This is a genomic window from Glaciecola punicea (assembly GCF_001756615.1).
Lineage (GTDB): Bacteria > Pseudomonadota > Gammaproteobacteria > Enterobacterales > Alteromonadaceae > Glaciecola > Glaciecola punicea.
In genome coordinates this window covers 1-19,773 of sequence record NZ_LZXY01000016.1, presented here as the reverse complement: position 1 = coordinate 19,773, position 19,773 = coordinate 1, and the positions used below count along the sequence as shown (strand labels likewise).

Genomic DNA, 19,773 nt, shown 5'->3' with positions numbered 1-19,773 from the left:
TATAAATGCGTGGTATAATTTAGCGACATTCTTTAGTATGTTTAGTAGCAGAATTTATGAGCCAGTTTTTTTATATTCACCCTGACAATCCTCAAGTGCGATTAATCAAGCAAACCTGCGAGCTGATTAAAAAGGGCGAGGTCATTGTGTATCCGACTGATTCAGGTTATGCCATTGGTTGTCAAATGGAAAACAAAAAGGCCCTTGACCAAATCTGCACTATTAGGGACATTCCTAAAGAGCATAACTTCACCTTAATGTGTCGCGATATGTCAGAACTATCCATATATGCACGCGTGAATAACGTCGCTTTCAGGCAAATAAAGAACAATACTCCTGGGCCCTATACTTTTATTTTAAAGGCCACCAAAGAAGTCCCGAAAAGATTACAAAATCCAAAACGTAAAACCATTGGAATTCGCGTGCCTAACAATGCCATTGCACTTGCTATATTAGAAGAGTTAGGCGAGCCGCTTATGTCTACCACACTAATTTTGCCCAACGCTGCAATGGCAGAAACCGATCCTGAGCAAATAAGAGACAAACTAGAAAAACGCATTGGATTGATTGTGCACGGCGGTTATTTAGGAGAACAACCCACAACTGTAATCGACATGTCAGAAGGTGAAACAACCATAATACGCCGTGGCAGTGGTGATCCTTCGCAGTTTGAATAGGCAATTTTGAAATACCTATGAACGGTTCAAAAGACAAATCGAAAATAACTGAGCAGCAGCCCCTAGCGCTCGCCTTTATTAATGGCGAGGCTTTCATTGATAAGCCTGAAGATTTATATATCCCTCCTGACGCTCTGGAATTAATTTTAGACACCTTTGAGGGACCGCTCGATTTACTGCTGTATTTAATCCGCAAGCAAAAATTCGATATTATTGAACTGCCGGTGCTGCAGGTAACGCGTCAATATATGGAATATGTAGAGGTAATGACAACGGTAAAGTTAGAGCTTGCGGGAGAATATTTAGTGATGGCTGCTATGCTGGCAGAAATTAAATCACGCCTGTTATTGCCTAAACACGACAGTGTGAATGACGATGAAGATGATCCACGCGCCGAACTTGTGCGCCGCCTCAAACAATACGAACAGATAAAAGCCGCGGCGTTTGAACTTGATAATTCTGTGCGCTTAAAACGTGATTTTTTTGTTGCCAGTGCTGATACAAGCGATAACGTGCAGCCCATAAAAAATGTGCCGCAAGTACAATTGCAAGAACTAACAATGGCGTTTTTAGGGGCAATAAAGCGCGCTAATGCTTATAGCCATCATCACATTGCACGAGAAGTGTTGTCGACGCGTGAACGCATGAGTATGGTACTGCACAAGCTCAATAGTCATACTTACATAGCACTTAGCGAATTGCTCAGTATTAACGAAGGCAGGGCAGGCATAGTTGTCACCTTTATCGCCATTCTTGAACTGGTAAAAGAATCTTTGATAGTTTTTGAGCAAGGTGAACCATTTGGCGATCTTCATGTTAAACTAGGCACCTATGAGCAAGATTAGCAACAGTCAACTAAAGCAATTGCTAGAAGCCGCGATTTTTGTGAATGAAAGTCCCTTGAGCATCGACAAAATGCGCTGTACTATTCTGAGTGAATTAGCAGTGTCTTCATCGCAGCTTAACAAGTCGCTAAAAGAGCTTGAATTAGACTACGCACCAAGAGGCATCAAGCTTATTAAAGTGGCTAGCGGCTTCCGGTTTCAGTCAGATACTGGCCTAGGCCGGCTGTTGAGCAAGCTTTGGCAAGAAACGGCGCCTAAGTATTCGCGCGCTATGCTAGAAACCTTAGCGCTTATTGCATATAAACAACCCATCACTCGAGGCGAAATAGAAGATATTCGAGGGGTGGCAGTGAGTAGCAATATTATTCGCTCACTAAGCGAACGCCGGTGGATTAAAGTAGTAGGACATAAAGAAGTACCGGGAAGGCCGTCACTGTTAGCCACCACCGCTACTTTTCTCGACTATTTCGCACTAACTTCGTTAACAGAACTGCCGTCGGCTGAGGTATTTGCCGAAAATATTGAGGCGGCTATGCAGGCCTCTAACACAGTGACCATAGACATTGAAGAACACGCACCGCAGGCTGAAGCATTGGCGAAAAACAATGAATCTGGCTCGCAATCAGTGCTTGATGAAGTAAACACGATAAATACACCTAGCAAGGCAAATACACACTAATGAGTGACAATAAAAACGCATCTGAGAAGCTGCAGAAAGTACTAGCGAACAATGGTTTAGGTTCACGTCGTGAAATGGAAAGATGGATCCAAGAAGGTCGTATTTCGATTAATGGAACCAAAGCCACTTTAGGCGATAGAGTAGAAGTGAGTGTTCAAATAAGAGTTGACGGTCACTTAATAACACGCTCAAAAGAAAAGTCTCCTTGTAGGGTGCTGATGTACAACAAGCCTGAGGGCGAACTGTGTGCTAGGGTTGACCCTGAAGGCAGGCCTACCGTATTTGAACGCCTGCCTAAATTGACCGGCGAACGCTGGATAACCGTGGGTAGACTAGATATAAACACCAGTGGGTTGCTGTTGTTTACCAACGACGGTGAGCTTGCCAATAGACTCATGCACCCAAGTCATGAAGTAGAGCGTGAATACGCGGTAAGAATATTCGGAGAAGTGACACCCAAAATGCTGCGCATACTGTCGCAGGGCGTTGAGCTAGAAGACGGTTCGGCAAAGTTTAATCATATTCACGTAAGGCCAGGCGATCCTGAAAGTAACAATCGGTGGTTTAACGTGACTCTTTCTGAAGGCAGAAACCGTGAAGTTAGACGCCTATGGGAATCTCAAGGTGTGCAGGTGAGTCGATTAATGCGCGTGCGCTATGGTAACTTAGAGTTGTTCAAGCGCCTGCCCCAAGGCGCTTGGGTAGAACTTGATATTCTCAATGTGAATGCGCTTCGCAAAATGGTGCAGCTGCCGCTGGAAACTGAAACAAAAATGCATGTCGCTGAAAACCTCGACCATACAAAATTAAGCCGTATGCGCCGCAGCGTTAGAAAGCACAAGCAAAATAAAGCGGTGGGGCAGCGTAGCCGCCGAAATCAATCACAAAATAGGTAGTGATTGCAAAAATGACCTTTTTAGGGGCGCAAGACGACGGTGTTATTATTCATCCGGGGCGAGTTGCACTTGGAATAGAATACATGGGCGCCGACTACAGCGGTTGGCAGCGCCAATTAAGCGTCGACTCGGTGCAGTCTCGCGTAGAAGATTCACTCGCTAAGATCCTCAGGCAAGAGGTCTCGGTTAGCTGCGCTGGCAGAACCGACGCTGGGGTGCATGCTACCGCGCAAGTAGTGCATTTTGATGCGCCTGTTACCAGACCATTAAAAGCTTACACACGCGGCATGAATACTACTTTACCCAAAAACGTGGCAATTACTTGGGCTAAATCGGTAGACGATGACTTTCATGCGCGCTTTAGTGCTACCGCGAGGCGCTATCGTTACGTAATTTACAACAGTGCGCTGCGTTCCGGCGTATTCAACGCCGGAGTGACGCACGTATTTAAGAAAATTGACGCAGCGCTTATGCACCAAGCCGCACAAGGTTTAGTTGGTAAGCATGATTTCACTTCTTACCGCGCCGCTCATTGCCAAAGCAAAACCCCAATAAGATTAATGCACCATATACAGGTATATCGACTGCAGCAGTTTGTTATTGTGGATGTAAAAGCGAACGCTTTTTTGCATCACATGGTGAGGAACATTGTGGGTGCTTTATTAGACGTAGGCAGCGGCGAAAAACCCATTAGCTATATTGCTGATTTACTTGCGCTTAAAGATAGAAGTCAGGCGTCGACTACCGCTAAACCAAACGGTTTGTATCTGGTGCAAGTAGACTACGACAGCCGTTTTGCACTGCCTAGAACCAATGTTGGCCCTTTGTTTTTGCCAGATTGTTAGTGCTTCAATCAAGCGTCAAGTTACTACTAATTGCACAAAACAACAAAATATACGCTCAAGCGCAACACTTTAAAGCACTTAAACATTTAGAATACTTCAATTTTGTGGTTTAATTTGGTTATATTAGCTGGATAACGCTTAAGTAGGCCTCGCGTGTAAACGCATGCGGGGTTGTTTTGCACTCATTTATAAATTCGACATGAAAAACGAAAACAACAGGAATGCTTTATGAGCTGGATTGAAAGAATACTGCCAAAGACACAAAGTGGCGCCAAAGGAAATGTACCAGAAGGTATTTGGACAAAGTGTGCGGCTTGTAACGCGGTGTTATACAAAACTGAATTAGAAAAACAGCAGGAAGTGTGTCCTAAATGTGACCATCACATGCGTATAACCGCGCGCGGCCGCTTGAATAGTTTCCTTGACCCAAAAGATAGACAAGAAATAGCCAGTGAGCTTGAGCCGCAAGATATATTAAAGTTTAAAGACTCGAAGCGATATAAGGACCGAATAAGCGCGGCGCAAAAAGCCACAAACGAAAAAGACGCGTTAGTGGTCATGAAAGGCAGTTTAAACGGAATGCCCATTGTGGTCGCTAGTTTTGAATTTGCCTTTATGGGTGGCTCTATGGCTTCTGTCGTGGGCGCCAAGTTTGTCGCGGGCGTTAATGCGGCATTAGAAAATAACTGTCCGTTTGTCTGTTTTTCTACCAGCGGCGGTGCCAGGATGCAGGAAGCCTTACTATCGTTAATGCAAATGGCAAAAACCAGCGCAGCGCTGGCCAAATTGAGTAAACAAGGTCTGCCGTATATATCGGTGTTGACTGACCCGACTATGGGCGGTGTTTCTGCTAGTTTAGCTATGTTAGGCGACATAAACATTGGTGAGCCAAAAGCGCTTATTGGTTTTGCTGGTCCGCGAGTAATAGAACAAACAGTGAGAGAAAAGCTGCCTCCAGGTTTTCAACGCAGCGAGTTTTTGTTAGAAAAAGGCGCGATAGACATGATTGTAGATAGACGCCAAATGCGCGATAAAATATACAGTTTGTTGTCTAAATTGCATCATATGAACCTTGTTGATAAACCAGAGGAAGCGATTGAACTGCCTCCTGCCCAATAGGGTTAAATAGTGGATAACACGCGTAGCTTGCATGACTGGCTTGAATATATCGAGAGCGCGCACACGCAAGTAATTGATATGGGCCTTGAGCGCGTGCAAAAGGTCTTTAAGAGGCTGTCTCTTGATTTTGCCGCTCGCTGCGTAGTGACCGTTGCTGGCACTAACGGTAAAGGCACAACCTGTCGTTTTATAGAACAAGCTTGTTTGCATGCCGAAAAGACTGTGGGTGTATATGCATCTCCTCATATTTCCTTATTTAACGAAAGAATAAGAATAGGCGGGCTTGACGTTGACGATGCCACACTGTGCGCTGCTTTTACTAAAATTTATGAAGCGGCGAGCGGCTTAAAAAGCCACAATAATGATAGTGTTGAAACAATTTCGTTAAGCTACTTCGAATACGCGACTCTTTGTGCATTGCTTATTTTTGCTGAGAAAAATGTAGATGTGTGTGTATTGGAAGTTGGCTTAGGGGGAAGGTTAGATGCGACTAATATTATTGACGCCAACATTGGCGTAATTACCAGTATCGGGTTTGACCATCAGTCATATTTAGGCAATACCTTAGACGCTATTGCTGGGGAGAAAGCCGGTATTATAAAGCCTGCCCAAAGAGTGGTCATTGGCTATAGTAGTATGCAGGACAGCGTTGGCAAAATCCTGACGCAATTTTCTATTCACACCTTGTTGTGCGAGCAAGATTTTGGTTTAATCCAAAGTAAATCAAGCGCAGTCGCTTCCTCGCTTAGCACAGGCTGGATTAGGGTGGACAACACCCTTGAACATTTCTCACTGCAGCATACTCAAATTCCAGCGCAAAATGTGATGACCGCAATTGCGACACTGCACTTTATCGCGCAATTTTTTGCACACTCGGAACCCTTATTATTGCAGCATAAAACACTTGAAGCGTTAATTAATAAAGTTAACGTGCCTGGGCGCTTCGAAGTAGTCAGTCAATCACCGTATATAATTTTAGACGTCGCACACAATGAAGACTCTGCTAAATATTTGCTGTGGCGTTTGCAGCAAAAACAGTTTAATCAGTGTCACATCCTTATAGGTATGCTAAAGGATAAAAATATTGAGGCAACGATAGAACAACTCATCAGTGTAAATGCGCAGTGGTATTGTGTTGACTTGCCCGCACCGCGGGGTGAAAAAGCAGATAGATTGCAAAAAGCACTGCACTCACTCAATAAAAAATCGGAAACCTTTAATGATGTACCCACAGCGCTTAAGCGCTGTGTTCAAGAATGTCAAACCGGCGATATCATTTTGGTAGTCGGCTCATTTATATTGGCTTCAAATTTTATGCAGGCATTGTTAGACTACAAACGTTAATTTTAACGGCTTTCTTATTTACAAGGCAAACGAAATCCAATGACAAGTGCACTTCAAAACAGATTAGTGGGTACCATCATTGTGGTGGCATTGGTGGTAATACTCGTGCCAGAATTTTTAGACGGCGAAAAGCGTATTAGCAAACAAGAGTTTGTTGACATACCGCCAGTTGCAGAGCTTGTGCAAGTCCAAAACACCGCTGAGTTTGATACAAACAGTTTACAAGCGCAGTTAAATCAGGCTATTGAAGTAATTGACGAGTACCCCGTAGATGATCCCGAAATAGGCAGTGCGAAAACGCCCGTTAATCTTAAAGACAGTACCAATGGACAACTTGCTCAAGGTGAGAAACAAACTATCGTCGATATCGCTGCGTCTGCAGGCGCAAACCCCTTAGGTCCTTCTGAGCAAGGCGACGAATTTTCTCAAATAGATATAAAAGACTCTGGTTGGGTTGTGCAATTGGGCAGTTTTAGGCATGAAAAAAATGTTAAGGACTTACTCAGAAAGTTAAATGTTGCCGGATATCGCGCCTATAGCCGTCCGGTAATGACGTCAATGGGTAAACTAACCAAAGTATTTGTCGGCCCTGAGCTTGACAAAGAAAAGTTGGAATTGGCGCTTCCCCATCTAACAGAAATAACAAAATTAAAGGGCAGAATTACCCCATTTGAAGTAAACGCTGGGTAGTTACTTTTGCGAATCTTTGCTATAGTGCGCTCCACTCAAAAAGGCTAAAGCAACACCTTTTTACAGGATAAAGACAGCCCATGAACTGGTTTGATTTCACGATCATAAGCATTATTGCGTTTTCAACGCTTATTAGCTTAGTGCGCGGTTTTGTTAAAGAGGCGATATCTCTCTTTATTTGGATAGCCGCCTTTTTCGTTGCCCGTACTTTTTATCCTCAGTTAGCAGAACTCCTAAACCAAATAAATGAACCTACACTTCGAAACGCCACCGCCATTGGTATTTTATTCACAGGCACGCTAATTGTTGGCGCGCTCATAAACTATGTAATCTCTCAATTGGTTAGAGTCACGGGTCTTGGCGGCACTGATCGCGCCCTAGGCATGGTGTTTGGTGCGCTGCGTGGTGTGCTAATTGTGAGTGCTCTGTTGTTTGCTATTGACACTTTTACAACGTTTGCTCAAGCAGGGTGGTGGACGTCTTCGATGCTGGTGCCCGAGTTTGGCATTATTATAGAGTGGTTCTTTGAATTTATGAAAGAGCGCTCAAGTTTTTATCAGGTGAATAATGTTTAATTCAATCACAGGAAGTTAAATATGTGCGGCATTGTAGGTATAGTCGGTAAAGATTCAGTTAATCAGTTAATTTATGATTCGCTCATTGTATTGCAACACAGAGGCCAAGATGCTGCAGGCATAATGACCATAGAAAACAATATGTTTCATCTGCGCAAAGACAACGGACTGGTGCGCGATGTATTTCATACCCGCCATATGAAACGCCTAAGTGGTAACGTGGGTATTGGACATGTGCGCTATCCAACAGCAGGCTCTTCGAGCTCTGCAGAAGCGCAGCCTTTTTACGTAAATTCCCCTTTTGGTATTGCTTTTGCTCACAATGGTAATTTGACCAACGCGCATGAATTACAAGACGAAGTGTTTCGGGTGGCCCGCCGCCATATTAATACGACATCAGACTCAGAGATATTATTAAATATTTTTGCCCACGCGCTTACCCAAACTAGTGAGTTAGAGGTTACCGCCGAGGACATTTTCAAAGCCGTTGAAATTTCGCATAGTAAAGTAAAAGGTGCTTACGCCGCAGTTGCTGCCATAATAGGCTATGGCATGGTGGCGTTTAGAGATCCAAACGGCATTCGCCCTTTGGTGCTAGGCAAACGCGCCACCCTTCTTGGAGATGAATACATGGTGGCATCTGAAAGCGTAGCGATTGACGCAGCTGGCTTTGAATTTGTGCGTGATGTAGCCCCAGGCGAGGCAATTTATGTTACCGAACAAGGTCAGTTATTTACCAAACTATGTGCACCAAAAGCGTCTTTAAACCCGTGTATTTTTGAATTTGTATATTTTGCACGGCCCGATTCTTTTATTGATGGCATTTCAGTGTACGCCTCGCGTGTTAATATGGGCAAAAGGTTGGGTGAAAAGATTAAACGTGAATGGGCTGATATAGACATAGACGTGGTTATTCCAATTCCCGAAACGTCTATGGACGTGGCTCTTCAAATTGCTAACACGCTTGAAAAACCCTATAGACAGGGCTTCGTGAAGAACCGCTATATTGGTCGTACCTTCATTATGCCGGGTCAAGTTCAACGCAGAAAGTCGGTTCGCCGTAAGCTAAATGCGATTAAATCTGAATTTAAAGACAAGAGCGTGTTACTAGTTGACGACTCAATCGTGCGCGGCACAACCTCAGAGCAAATCATTGAAATGGCACGAGAGTCGGGCGCGAAAAAAGTATACTTTGCCTCCGCTGCGCCTGAAATTCGTTTTCCTAATGTTTACGGCATTGATATGCCATCGGCAAACGAACTTATTGCTTATGGTCGCGAGATACCGCAAATACGAGACTTGATAAAAGCAGACGGTTTAATATTTCAGGACATTTGTGACTTAATAGGCGCCGTTAAAGAAGAAAACCCCGCCATTAGTCGATTCGAAACTTCTGTGTTTGACGGCGATTATGTAACCGGCGATATAGATCATGAGTACTTAGAAGGCATCGACAAAGCGCGTGGTGAAGCAGGTAAAAGTAGTCCTACCGTTCAGGCTGAGCTAAGTAATTTAGAGATGTATAATATTGACGACTAAGCTTTGCTGCAAAGATACTTGGTTCTTACACTGATGGTTTTGACTTGTTTCAAGCTAATTGGTATTTAAGCACCTTTGACGTGTACTTTTATTCAGCTTCGCTTTTTATTTCACGCAAAACTTTATTCACACATAAGGACGACACATGTCACAATTTATTAAATCCAAAGCAGCGGTAGCATGGGCAGCTAATCAGCCACTGAGTATTGAAGAAATAGACGTAATGCTGCCTAAAGCTGGTGAAGTATTAGTAAAAATAATCGCAACAGGTGTTTGCCATACCGACGCTTTTACACTATCAGGCGAAGACCCAGAGGGCTTATTCCCAGTAGTGCTAGGACACGAAGGCGGTGGTGTAGTTGAACAAATTGGCGAAGGTGTTACCTCAGTGTCGGTAGGGGATCATGTTATCCCTTTATACACGCCAGAATGCCGTGAATGTAAATTCTGCTTATCCGGTAAAACCAATCTGTGTCAAAAAATTCGTGAAACCCAAGGTAAAGGCTTAATGCCTGACGGTACTAGCCGCTTTTATAAAGACGGCAAACCACTGTTTCATTATATGGGGTGTTCAACCTTTTCTGAATATACCGTATTACCTGAAATTTCCTTAGCCAAGGTAAACAAGAAAGCCGCTCTTGACGAAGTATGCTTGTTTGGCTGTGGTGTGACCACGGGTATTGGTGCGGTCATGAATACCGCTAAAGTACAGCCCGGAAACAGTGTTGCTATATTTGGTCTAGGCGGGATTGGTTTGTCGGCTATTATTGGCGCCGTTATGGCTAAAGCAGGCACTATTATTGCCGTGGACATAAATGAAAGTAAATTTGCATTGGCCAAGAAGCTTGGCGCGACGCACTGCATCAACCCAAAAGATTACGACAAACCGATTCAAGACGTCATTGTTGAGCTTACTGACGGCGGCGTAGACTTTTCATTCGAATGTATTGGAAACGTAAACGTTATGCGCAGCGCTTTAGAATGTTGCCATAAGGGTTGGGGGGAGTCAGTTATTATAGGTGTGGCCGGCGCTGGTCAAGAAATTAGTACACGGCCATTTCAACTGGTCACGGGCAGAGTTTGGCGTGGTTCTGCTTTTGGCGGCGTAAAAGGGCGCACAGAGCTTCCTGATTACGTTGAAAAATATTTAAAAGGGGACATAAAGCTAGACGACTTTATCACCCATAACATGTCACTTGAGCACATTAATGAAGCATTTGAGCTAATGCATGCAGGTAAAAGCATACGCAGCGTTATACATTTTGGTGATAGCCCTAAAGTGAGTCAGTAATATGTCCAATGAATCATCAACAAGCAAACAAATCGAAGAGCTAAAGAGGGTATCGCAAACCTTAGCTTTTAACGGCACGCTTAGCCAATACAGCCATTATTCACAGCATAATAACTGCGATATGCGCTTTGCTATTTATTTACCGCCCCATGCTACCGGTGCTGGTATTGAAGGTAAGCTTGAGAATGTGCCCGTTATTTATTGGCTGTCAGGTTTAAGTTGTACCGATGAAAACTTTATGCAAAAAGCAGGGGCGCTCAAAATGGCGGCGCAATTGGGCATTGCTATTGTTGCGCCCGACACCAGTCCACGTGGAGAGGACGTGCCTGATGATCCTGATAAAGCTTATGATTTTGGCTTAGGCGCAGGCTTTTATCTTAATGCGACACAGCCACCATTTGATCGCAACTACCAGATGTATGACTATATTCTTAAAGAGCTTATCCCTGCGGTGGAAGCTAGCTTTGCGGTAAGCAGTAAAAAAGCGATCAGTGGTCATTCAATGGGCGGGCATGGCGCATTAACCATTGGTTTGAGAAACCCCGAAGTCTTTACTTCTATTTCAGCCTTTAGTCCCATTTGTAACCCCGTTGAATGTCCATGGGGAATAAAAGCATTCACGCATTATCTAGGAGATAACACCGACACATGGACGATGTATGACGCTTCACATCTGATCAAAAAAGCAAATATAAAAACGCCTATTTTGATTGACCAAGGCGCAGACGATAGTTTTTTAAAGAGTGAATTAAAACCAGAGAGCTTGCTCAAAGCGGCTTTGATAAACGACTATACTATCCAATTAAATATGCGCCCTGGCTATGACCATAGTTACTATTTTATTAGCAGTTTTATTGAAGAGCATATCGTGTTTCACGCGCAGTTTTTGCAAGCAGTTTAACGCAAGTTTAACTATTACGAATCCGAGACTAAAAACTCTTGGCTAGGATCAACTAATATTTTATTCGCCATTGCTTGGCGACCAAGTAGCATTAGATAGGTCATTTCTGTTCTATCGGTGAGATTGATCCTTATTGGCCACTTATGTTCACCTATCGCTAGCGTGGTTGCGATGACGTATCGGTGTTCGAGTGTCTCGGACGAGCTTCTGACTTTGCGTCTTGCTTTGACAACGCTTGAATGTCGGGTTATTTTTGCTACATTGTACACATCGGGGTGGATGTCGAAGCTAATCCACGATTTCCCGCCTTTTTCATATTCTTCGACATTTTCTACATGTAGTGAAGACGTCGCGGCGCCGGTGTCTACACGCATGACTAAATTAGAGATGCCTAAATCGGGCAAATCACATTTTTCTAATGCGCCAACAACTAATTTTCCAGCAGAACTATCCATAAATACCTATTATATCAATAAAAACCCAGTGTAAGCTTGTCCGACTTATGTAGAGTTTCCTAAATGAAAAGCCTTGCTTTGCTATTAGTGCCTATACATCTCATATAATCGCAAAACTTGCAGCGTCCTATATTGGAGGTAGTGTAAAGGATGAAATAAAAATCGCCTACAACTACCCGCTATTTTATGTGCATTTTACTTATCGCGTTCGGCTTTTGGCGCACCGCGCTAAAAGTCTTCAAGCATCTGCTTAATAGCATGCTCTAACTGCTGATCGCGGCCTTTGTCAATCATGCCTGGCGCATTTTTAACTTCAATATCAGGTGCGGTTTGATTGTTTTCTAGCCATTCTCCCTTTTGGTTTTTGGCGCTTATCGGCACTACACCCCAATAGCCGCCCATGGGTAAACTTTCCCATCCTGCAAAACTGCAGGTGCCCGGTACTGGCATGCCGACTGATTTGCCTAATTTTAAGTCGGTAAAACCACTGGCGTAGCAATGTCCATCGCTATACATTGATTCGTTAAACAGCGAAACAACAGGTTTGGTATACCGAGATGTAGGCTCCCCGCCTACCACTTTGCCTTCAATAGCGTAGGTTAAAAAAGATTCGCCAGTAAAGAACATGGCTAAATCGGCAACTAGATCACCGCCGCTGTTAAAGCGCGTGTCTATAATCATGGCTTCTTTATCAAAAAAGCGCCCCATCATATCGTCGTATATATCGCGATATGGGCCATCGCCCATCCCTGGAATATGCACGTAACCGAGTCTTCCATCACTTTTTGCTAATACTTCTTGCTCATTTATTTTAACGAAGCGTTCATATAAAAGGTCAGACTCTTGCGAGCCTGAAATAGGCTTAACCGTTACTTGCTTGCTTTTGCCTGTGGCACTATCGAGTATGTCAAGTAGTGTAAATTTGCCTGCTTTACGATTAAGCAACATAGGCCAGTCGAGACTATTGGTAATTGTTTCACCATCAATTTTGACAATAAGCATGCCTGCTTGTACATTAAATCTAGCTTTGTCTAAAGGACCGCCGTTAATAACTTCTGTAATTTTAACGCCATCACCTTGGTGTTTGTAGTCATAAAATATTCCCAATGAAGCTGTGCTGTCACCGGTTTCATTGCCACCTCGTATACCTGCGCCAGCGTGAGATACATTCAATTCACCCAGCATTTCACTGAGTAATTCGGTGAACTCATGTGTGTTGCTAACATGAGCAACCTTAGGTTTATATTCGCTTCGCATTAGGGGCCAATCAGTGCCATGAAAAGTGGGTTCATAAAATATTTTCGCGGTGCGCAGCCACACATGGTCGAATGAATGCTGGCGCAAGGCATCGCGGTCAATGAGAACTTCACCATTAATAAAAACCCTCTCGCTGTTACCTTCGTCTATAAGCAGTTTGCTAATGTGCCCATCGCTTAGTAAATACAAATTTTCCATATTTGGGCCCCACATTAGGCTGCCGTTTGGCGTATTTAAACTAATGGTCTTGGCAGTTTCTTGGGTGCGTAAATCGGTTTCCCATAAATCGAATTCGTCTTCAAAACGCGATAAATAGTAAAGTTTGGTCGCGTCTTTGTTAAGCACGGCATCGGCTAAAAAAGAGGAGTGTATGGTCAGCTTACTGACTCTATCGTTTAGATCGTCCCACTCAATTGTAATTGGTTCAAAGTCGAGTTCTTCACTTTCAATATTTTTATCATCGCTGGAAGCGTCGTTATTATCAATATCAGTATTAGCTTTTTCTTTGTCGAGTTTTTCTTGTGCGGCCTCTTCTATAGCCGTTTGCAAGGCGTAGTCATCTTCACTTAAGTTGAATTTATCCCAATCGACTTGGTTTAAGAAAAGGGTGTACACATCATTTTGTGAACGTCCACTGGTAGCATAGCTTTTCAAACCATTGCGATTACTAAACCATATTATTTGCTTGCCTTGATTTACCCATTTAGGCTGGGCATCATAATAGCCGCTGGGAATAACTACCCTCATGTCTTGTTCGCCCGTCACGTGGACCATGGCGATGTCAGCATTATTCAATAGTTTGCGGTATTCAAATAAAATCCATTCGCTGTCTGGGCTCCAGCTAAAGGTTTGGTCGCCATCGCGCATGTGTATCATGTGTTCGGGCGTAACTAATACAACGGTTTCTAAGGTGTCTAAATCCATTACTTTTAAGGTGCGTCTGTCTTCAATAAACGCCAATTTTGAGCCGTCTGGTGAAATATGTGGCTGGTAATTATCGGCCTTGTTACTGACCAACATTTGCTCGTTAATTAAAGTGGCTGCGTAGAAAAACGGTTCTTCCTCACGTCTTTTACTGGCTTTGAAAATACTCCATTTGTTATTGCGCTGGGCAGCATATAGCAGGTAGTCACCGTCGGGCGAAAAGCTTATGAAGTTTTCTTGTGAGGCGGTATTGGTAATTTGCTTGGTAAACGCACCGTCGCTTGACGATACAAACACTTCACCGTTTGAGATAAAGGCTATTTCTCTGCCATTTGGAGATACTGCCATATCGGAGATGTCGCCGTTGATACTGACCATTTCTTCGCTGTTTTCGACGTCTTGGGTACGAATGCTAATCTCTAATGGCGTTGGTGTGCTGCCGGGGATCATGGTATGCAGTAGGCCATGATAGCTAAATGCCAATATATCTTCACCATTGCGCTCACCTTTTGATAAAAAACGAACTGGGTGTAGGTCGAAGTTGGTCAACTGCTTACTGCGAGAAGGCTGACTTAAAGACAATGAATGAATGTTAAAAGACCCGTTTCTTTCACTCAAATAATAAATTACATCGTTGTTAGCATAAATGGGTGAGCGGTCTTCACCTTCGTAGCTAGTAACTTTTGTATGCTTGCGCAATAGTAAGTCATAGGTCCATATATCACGTGTAATAGACGATTTATGATGTTTACGCCACTCGTTCTCACTGCCTTTGTTATCATGGTAAATAATTTGATCACCGGCGTTGTTAATTTGAACATCTTCTAGCGCTAGGCTTAAAAACTGATCAACACGGCCGCCGTTTACTGGCACGCTGTAAAGCTCGAACTGTCGTGACGTTGGATATTGCCTATGCTCAACACTGTCCATGCGCTGGCCTTTAAACAATATTTTTTTATCGTGCGTGAAAGTATGCGGTTGCTCATCGCTGGAGTGAAACGTAAGTCTTTTGGCTTTGCCGCCTAAAGCATCCATAACAAACACATCGAAATTGCCAAAACGGTCAGAGGCGAAGGCTAATTGTTGACCGTCTTTGCTCCAAACAGGTTTAAAATCATGAGCCTTATGAAAAGTTAAGCGTGTTGCTTCACCGCCAGTTGAAGCAACACTATATATGTCGCCTTTATAGGTGAATGCAATACTCTCACCATTGGGTGAAATAGCGGGATAACGCACCCACTGCGGCGAAACTTGAGCAAGTGTGGTAAAACAAAAAGACATTAAAATAATGCCCGTTAATAGTATTTTCATAAATTCTCTTTTAATGGCCAAATCAATTAGCGAATCTCTATCAATAAGATTCAGCGAGGCGCAAGTTATAGGCCGATAATAGCGTGAAAAGTCGTAATGCTCAATGCACGTCTTAATGCCTCACAAGATAACAATTTGTTTATCAGTAAAACGCTATGCACTAAGCGATATTTATATATTGCAATGTATTTGATAGCATAGAAGTGACGATTGAGCTCAGCACTTTTTATGCTATAATTTTAGGTAGTACACTGATTATTTTCTTGGCTATGTTTATGCCATATCTTTTTTATAAGGCTATCTTGGTTTGGATACAATATTACACCCTATAAAGCATTTCTTGCACTGCGCCACACCACAAAGTTGGGTAGATGAGGCTGTAAAGCCGGCTAATTTACCTACGCTTTTGAACGACCATCTAGTATGCGAGCTAAAGGCAGCGCAAAGTGCGATGTTTCTCATTCGCCGCTATGCTGTAGACGCTACCAGCGCAAAAGCACTGCTGGAGTGGCTGGCGCCTTACGAAAAATTTACTTATCGCCAAGAGGGTAATTGGCAAGACTTACCTAAGTGCAAATTAAATAAGTCGATGATGGCGAAAAGTGATTCACCCTACAGCCAAAACCTCATTGATAAAATGGTGCTGTTGATAAAAGAAGAGCTGCATCACTTTTATCAAGTACTAGAAATGATGGATATTTATGCTATTGAATATACAAACATCAGTTCTAGTCGCTATGCAAAAGGCTTACTGACGCACTGCAAAACCCACGAGCCCGACGCGTTAATTGACAAGTTAATTTGTGGTGCTTATATAGAGGCGCGCTCATGTGAGCGTTTTGCCAAAATAGCGCCGCATTTAGATCCTAAACTTGGTGAGTTTTATACCAGTTTGTTACGCTCAGAAGCGCGTCATTATCAAGATTATTTAACCTTGGCCACCGATATTGCACAAAAAGATATTGCCCCCAGAATAGCGTTTTTTGGTGAAAGAGAAGCTGAGCTTATCAGCACGCACGACTCAGATTTCAAGTTTCACAGTGGTGTTCCATGTGCAGCAATTAACAGCGCTGAGCAGAGCTTAAAAGCGGCGAGTTTCTAAAGACAGCGAATCAGCGTTGGCGATCAAAATACTGCCTTGGCTATACCAATCGCCTAACACAATGCGCTGCACGGCTTGATAATTAAGCGTGAAATTGTGTATGTTTGGGCGATGGGTATGCCCGTGAATAAACAACTTAACATCAAAGTGCAGCATGGCTGATTCCACCTCTGACTGCGTGACATCCATTATTTCTTCGCTTAAGGTCAGCTGATTTTTTTTACTTATTTTTCGGCCCTTGTGCGCCATTTTTATGCGCAGGCGAAGCGGTATCGCTAACATCAATTTAGGCCACCACCATCCGCGCGCTTTCTTACGAAACTTCATGTACTCAATGTCTTTGGTACACAGTTCATCACCGTGGGATATAAGCGTTTTACGCCCATATAAATCAATCACGAACTGCTCTGGCAGCAGCTTCATATTGCAGCGCTTGGCAAAGCCTTGGCGCACGGCAAAATCTCTATTTCCGTGTATAAAAAACACCTCTGTGCTGTTAGCTACCTTCGCTATCGCTTGAGCGACCTGTTGCGAAAAAGGCGTGTTGTGATCATCGCCAATCCACACTTCAAACAAGTCACCTAGAATATACAGGGCATCGCAGCCTGGCGCTTCGTGTTCCATGAAATTAAAAAAGCACTGAGCGATATCACTTCGCTCAGCGCTTAAATGTAAATCAGAGATAAACAGCGTTTTCGACATAATCGCTGCTTATGACTGCAGGGTCGCCGATTCAATAACGACGTCTTCTAGCGGCACATCGCCGTGCATGCCAGAGTTACCGGTTTCAACGTTCTTTATCTTTTCAACAATATCCATGCCTTCCACTACTTCAGCGAATACGCAGTAGCCATAGCCTTGTGAATTAGCAGCACTAAAATCTAAAAAATCATTGTTTTTCACGTTGATAAAAAACTGACAAGTCGCTGAATGAGGATCATTAGTACGAGCCATTGCCAAGGTGCCTTCTTTATTGCTTAGGCCGTTGTTTGCTTCGTTTTCGATAGACGATTTAGTTTTTTTCTGACTCAGTCCTGGCTCAAACCCGCCGCCTTGGATCATGAAAGAGCTAATCACTCGATGAAAGATAGTCCCGTCGTAAAATCCTTCTTCTACATGCTCTTTAAAATTGGCGACTGTATTGGGTGCTTCTTTTTCAAATAATTTGATTTTAATATCGCCAAAGTTTGTTTTTAACAAAACCATCTTGTTTTCCTTTTATATCTATATGTGAGTTGAATAACTATACCATACAAATAGTAGCCTATATGGCTAGCAAAATGCTAGAATTCTATGCATCTTTTTACGCACCAGAGTTTAATTAAGCCCTATAATTTATGCTGCAAATTTACAATACCCTATCTAAAGAAAAACAGCCTTTCACGCCTATCGTTAAAAATAAAGTAGGGCTGTATGTATGTGGAATTACCGTATATGACCTTTGTCATATGGGTCACGCGCGCACCTATTTGAGTTTTGATATTGTGCTTAGATATCTTAGACACCTTGGTTTTGAGGTAAAGTATGTACGAAACATAACAGACGTTGACGACAAGATTATTCAAAGGGCGCAGCAAAATAATGAAACGCCGGGTGAGTTAACGCAGCGCACTATTACAGAAATGCACGCAGATTTCGCCGCCCTGAATCTTCTTAAACCAGATGTCGAACCTCGCGTTACTACGCACATGCCTGAAATTATTACGGTAATAGAGCGCTTAATCGACAAAGGTTATGCCTACCAGTCATCTACCGGTGACGTGCTGTTTAAGGTCAATGCGTATGAAGGCTATGGCAAACTAAGCAAACAAGACCTTTCCCAATTGGTTTCAGGTATTCGAGTACAAACCACAAGTGATAAACATGATCCGCTCGACTTTATTCTGTGGAAAGGGGTGAAAGAAGGTGAAATATCATGGGCTTCACCTTGGGGTGAGGGTCGTCCAGGCTGGCATATTGAGTGTTCGGCCATGAACCACAAGCATTTGGGTGAACACTTTGATATTCACGGTGGCGGTTCTGATTTGATTTTTCCCCACCATGAAAACGAAGTTGCGCAGTCTTGCTGCGCCTATGATACGCCGTATGTAAACACGTGGATGCACACAGGTATGGTGCAAATTAACAATGAAAAAATGTCTAAGTCTTTGGATAATTTTTTCACCTTACGCAGCGTGCTTGAAAAACATGATGCAGAAACTCTTCGTTTTTTCTTAATGTCGGCGCACTACCGCAGTCAGCTTAGCTATTCTCAAGAGAATATAGATCAAGCGCGTGCTAGTTTAGAAAGGTTTTATACTTCCTTGCGTGACGTTAAAGCTAACGTAGACGTTGAGATGTCATACGGTGGATATTTAGCGAAATTTGAAGCGGCTATGAACGACGACTTTAATATGCCAGTTGCCGTAGCGGTGCTCTTTGATATTGTAAAAGATCTAAACAAGCTAGACAGTAACAGTGATGAGGCTAAAGATACCGCAGGGGCTTTGCGACACTTGGGGAAAATATTAGGCATACTAGAAAACGAACCTGAACAGTTTCTGCAGGGGGATCTTAGTCAAGATCTTACAGCGCAAATTGAAGCCCTCATTGCCAAGCGTATTCAAGCCAGAACCGATAAAAATTGGGCATCCGCTGATGCTATACGCGATGAATTAAGCGCTTTGGGTGTTATTCTAGAGGAAAGTAAAACAGGGACTACTTGGCGTAAGGCCTAGTACTGTATGCGACACAAATAAAAAGGGGTGTATAGGCCCTTTTTATTTGTGTAGTGTTCATACTTTAGGTTCGCTTAACATCTACTCGAATCTTCAATTTCTGTCCTGGTTGTAAATATTTTTCACCTTCTAGGTTATTCCACTGCGCGATATCAGCGATTCTTACCTTGAAGCGACTTGCTATAAGCGCTAAAGAATCCCCAGAGCGTACGGTATACACAAGATTTCGCATAACCGGAGAATTGGCGTCTGGTATGGCAATGTCGTCTGTCCAAATCACCAAGTTTGCGCCCACTTTTAAGGTGTCAGTTGGCGCCATTTTGTTCCATTTTGCTAACTCTCTTACGCCTACCTTGTGCGCTACTGCAAGGTCCCAAAGGGTGTCACCGCGGTTAACTGTATGTTCTATTTTATGATTAGCGCGTTTGATTGACTGCGTTTTTACCAATCGCTGATCTGCCGACAGGCTATAAGCATCCAAGTCTTTTAGCGACACGGGGATCAATATATAGTTATTTGCCACGATCATGTTAGATTTTAAGTTGTTTACCTGTTTTATGACGCTTACGCTGGTGGAATATTTGCGTGCAATAAGCCCTAAACTTT

General features: G+C 43.2%; 19 protein-coding genes. 14 read left to right on the top strand and 5 right to left on the bottom strand.

Translation table 11 applies throughout. The features are described from left to right. The first annotated feature begins 56 nt into the window (after nt 1–56). The 12 genes from BAE46_RS13805 to fghA all read left to right on the top strand — a co-directional run bounded on the left by BAE46_RS13805 (nt 57) and on the right by fghA (nt 11,401). Complete coding sequence (locus BAE46_RS13805; protein ID WP_006004213.1) at nt 57–677, top strand: L-threonylcarbamoyladenylate synthase; 621 nt, start codon at nt 57–59, stop codon at nt 675–677. A gap of 17 nt (nt 678–694) precedes the next feature. Beyond that, nucleotides 695–1,522: a segregation and condensation protein A gene (locus BAE46_RS13800; RefSeq protein WP_070113334.1), complete on the top strand. Its 828-nt coding sequence runs from the start codon at nt 695–697 to the stop codon at nt 1,520–1,522. After that, nucleotides 1,509–2,201 (top strand): SMC-Scp complex subunit ScpB, encoded by a 693-nt coding sequence (gene scpB / locus BAE46_RS13795; RefSeq protein ID WP_070113332.1) that lies wholly within the window; start codon nt 1,509–1,511, stop codon nt 2,199–2,201. Before BAE46_RS13800 ends, scpB begins: the two co-directional genes overlap by 14 nt. Then, entirely contained in the window at nt 2,201–3,097 is an 897-nt protein-coding gene (gene rluB / locus BAE46_RS13790; protein WP_006004209.1) for a 23S rRNA pseudouridine(2605) synthase RluB, read from the top strand. The genes scpB and rluB overlap by 1 nt, the downstream gene beginning before the upstream one ends. Before the next feature lie 11 nt (nt 3,098–3,108). Beyond that, complete coding sequence (gene truA, locus BAE46_RS13785) at nt 3,109–3,942, top strand: tRNA pseudouridine(38-40) synthase TruA (protein WP_006004208.1); 834 nt, start codon at nt 3,109–3,111, stop codon at nt 3,940–3,942. Nucleotides 3,943–4,170: 228 nt separating this feature from the next. After that, nucleotides 4,171–5,061, top strand: a complete 891-nt coding sequence (gene accD / locus BAE46_RS13780) for an acetyl-CoA carboxylase, carboxyltransferase subunit beta (protein WP_006004206.1) — start codon at nt 4,171–4,173, stop codon at nt 5,059–5,061. A 9-nt stretch (nt 5,062–5,070) separates the two neighbouring features. Next, complete coding sequence (locus BAE46_RS13775; RefSeq protein ID WP_006004205.1) at nt 5,071–6,405, top strand: bifunctional folylpolyglutamate synthase/dihydrofolate synthase; 1,335 nt, start codon at nt 5,071–5,073, stop codon at nt 6,403–6,405. 39 nt (nt 6,406–6,444) lie between these two features. Next, nucleotides 6,445–7,095, top strand: coding sequence for an SPOR domain-containing protein (locus BAE46_RS13770; RefSeq protein ID WP_006004204.1), 651 nt, complete (start codon nt 6,445–6,447; stop codon nt 7,093–7,095). Between the two features lie 80 nt (nt 7,096–7,175). Then, nucleotides 7,176–7,670, top strand: coding sequence for a CvpA family protein (locus tag BAE46_RS13765; RefSeq protein ID WP_006004203.1), 495 nt, complete (start codon nt 7,176–7,178; stop codon nt 7,668–7,670). A gap of 21 nt (nt 7,671–7,691) precedes the next feature. Beyond that, nucleotides 7,692–9,209 (top strand): amidophosphoribosyltransferase, encoded by a 1,518-nt coding sequence (gene purF, locus BAE46_RS13760; RefSeq protein ID WP_006004202.1) that lies wholly within the window; start codon nt 7,692–7,694, stop codon nt 9,207–9,209. A 145-nt stretch (nt 9,210–9,354) separates the two neighbouring features. Next, entirely contained in the window at nt 9,355–10,500 is a 1,146-nt protein-coding gene (locus tag BAE46_RS13755) for an S-(hydroxymethyl)glutathione dehydrogenase/class III alcohol dehydrogenase (protein ID WP_006004201.1), read from the top strand. Nucleotide 10,501: 1 nt separating this feature from the next. Beyond that, entirely contained in the window at nt 10,502–11,401 is a 900-nt protein-coding gene (fghA, locus tag BAE46_RS13750) for an S-formylglutathione hydrolase (protein WP_006004200.1), read from the top strand. Nucleotides 11,402–11,415: 14 nt separating this feature from the next. On the opposite strand, the gene BAE46_RS13745 is transcribed toward fghA, so the two are convergent. Together BAE46_RS13745 and BAE46_RS13740 are read right to left on the bottom strand one after the other, a co-directional pair. Next, complete coding sequence (locus tag BAE46_RS13745) at nt 11,416–11,856, bottom strand: ATP-dependent zinc protease family protein (RefSeq protein WP_006004199.1); 441 nt, start codon at nt 11,854–11,856, stop codon at nt 11,416–11,418. 228 nt (nt 11,857–12,084) lie between these two features. Further along, nucleotides 12,085–15,348: a S41 family peptidase gene (locus BAE46_RS13740; RefSeq protein ID WP_070113330.1), complete on the bottom strand. Its 3,264-nt coding sequence runs from the start codon at nt 15,346–15,348 to the stop codon at nt 12,085–12,087. Nucleotides 15,349–15,655: 307 nt separating this feature from the next. On the opposite strand from BAE46_RS13740, the gene miaE reads away from it, so the two are divergent. After that, complete coding sequence (gene miaE / locus BAE46_RS13735) at nt 15,656–16,450, top strand: tRNA isopentenyl-2-thiomethyl-A-37 hydroxylase MiaE (RefSeq protein ID WP_070113328.1); 795 nt, start codon at nt 15,656–15,658, stop codon at nt 16,448–16,450. Here the strand turns inward: miaE and BAE46_RS13730 are convergent. Both BAE46_RS13730 and BAE46_RS13725 read right to left on the bottom strand, forming a co-directional pair. Beyond that, nucleotides 16,430–17,152: a UDP-2,3-diacylglucosamine diphosphatase gene (locus BAE46_RS13730; RefSeq protein WP_006004197.1), complete on the bottom strand. Its 723-nt coding sequence runs from the start codon at nt 17,150–17,152 to the stop codon at nt 16,430–16,432. The two genes, miaE and BAE46_RS13730, sit on opposite strands and share 21 nt — an antisense overlap. Nucleotides 17,153–17,161: 9 nt before the next feature. Then, on the bottom strand, nt 17,162–17,656 hold the full coding sequence (locus tag BAE46_RS13725; RefSeq protein WP_006004196.1) for a peptidylprolyl isomerase: 495 nt from the start codon (nt 17,654–17,656) through the stop codon (nt 17,162–17,164). A gap of 131 nt (nt 17,657–17,787) precedes the next feature. Here BAE46_RS13725 and cysS point away from each other — a divergent pair, with 131 nt between their 5' ends. Beyond that, on the top strand, nt 17,788–19,167 hold the full coding sequence (gene cysS, locus BAE46_RS13720) for a cysteine--tRNA ligase (RefSeq protein ID WP_006004195.1): 1,380 nt from the start codon (nt 17,788–17,790) through the stop codon (nt 19,165–19,167). A gap of 64 nt (nt 19,168–19,231) precedes the next feature. Here cysS and BAE46_RS13715 read toward each other — a convergent pair. Beyond that, nucleotides 19,232–19,773 (bottom strand): LysM peptidoglycan-binding domain-containing protein (locus BAE46_RS13715; protein WP_141729354.1); only part of this gene is annotated, 542 nt, incomplete at its 5' end.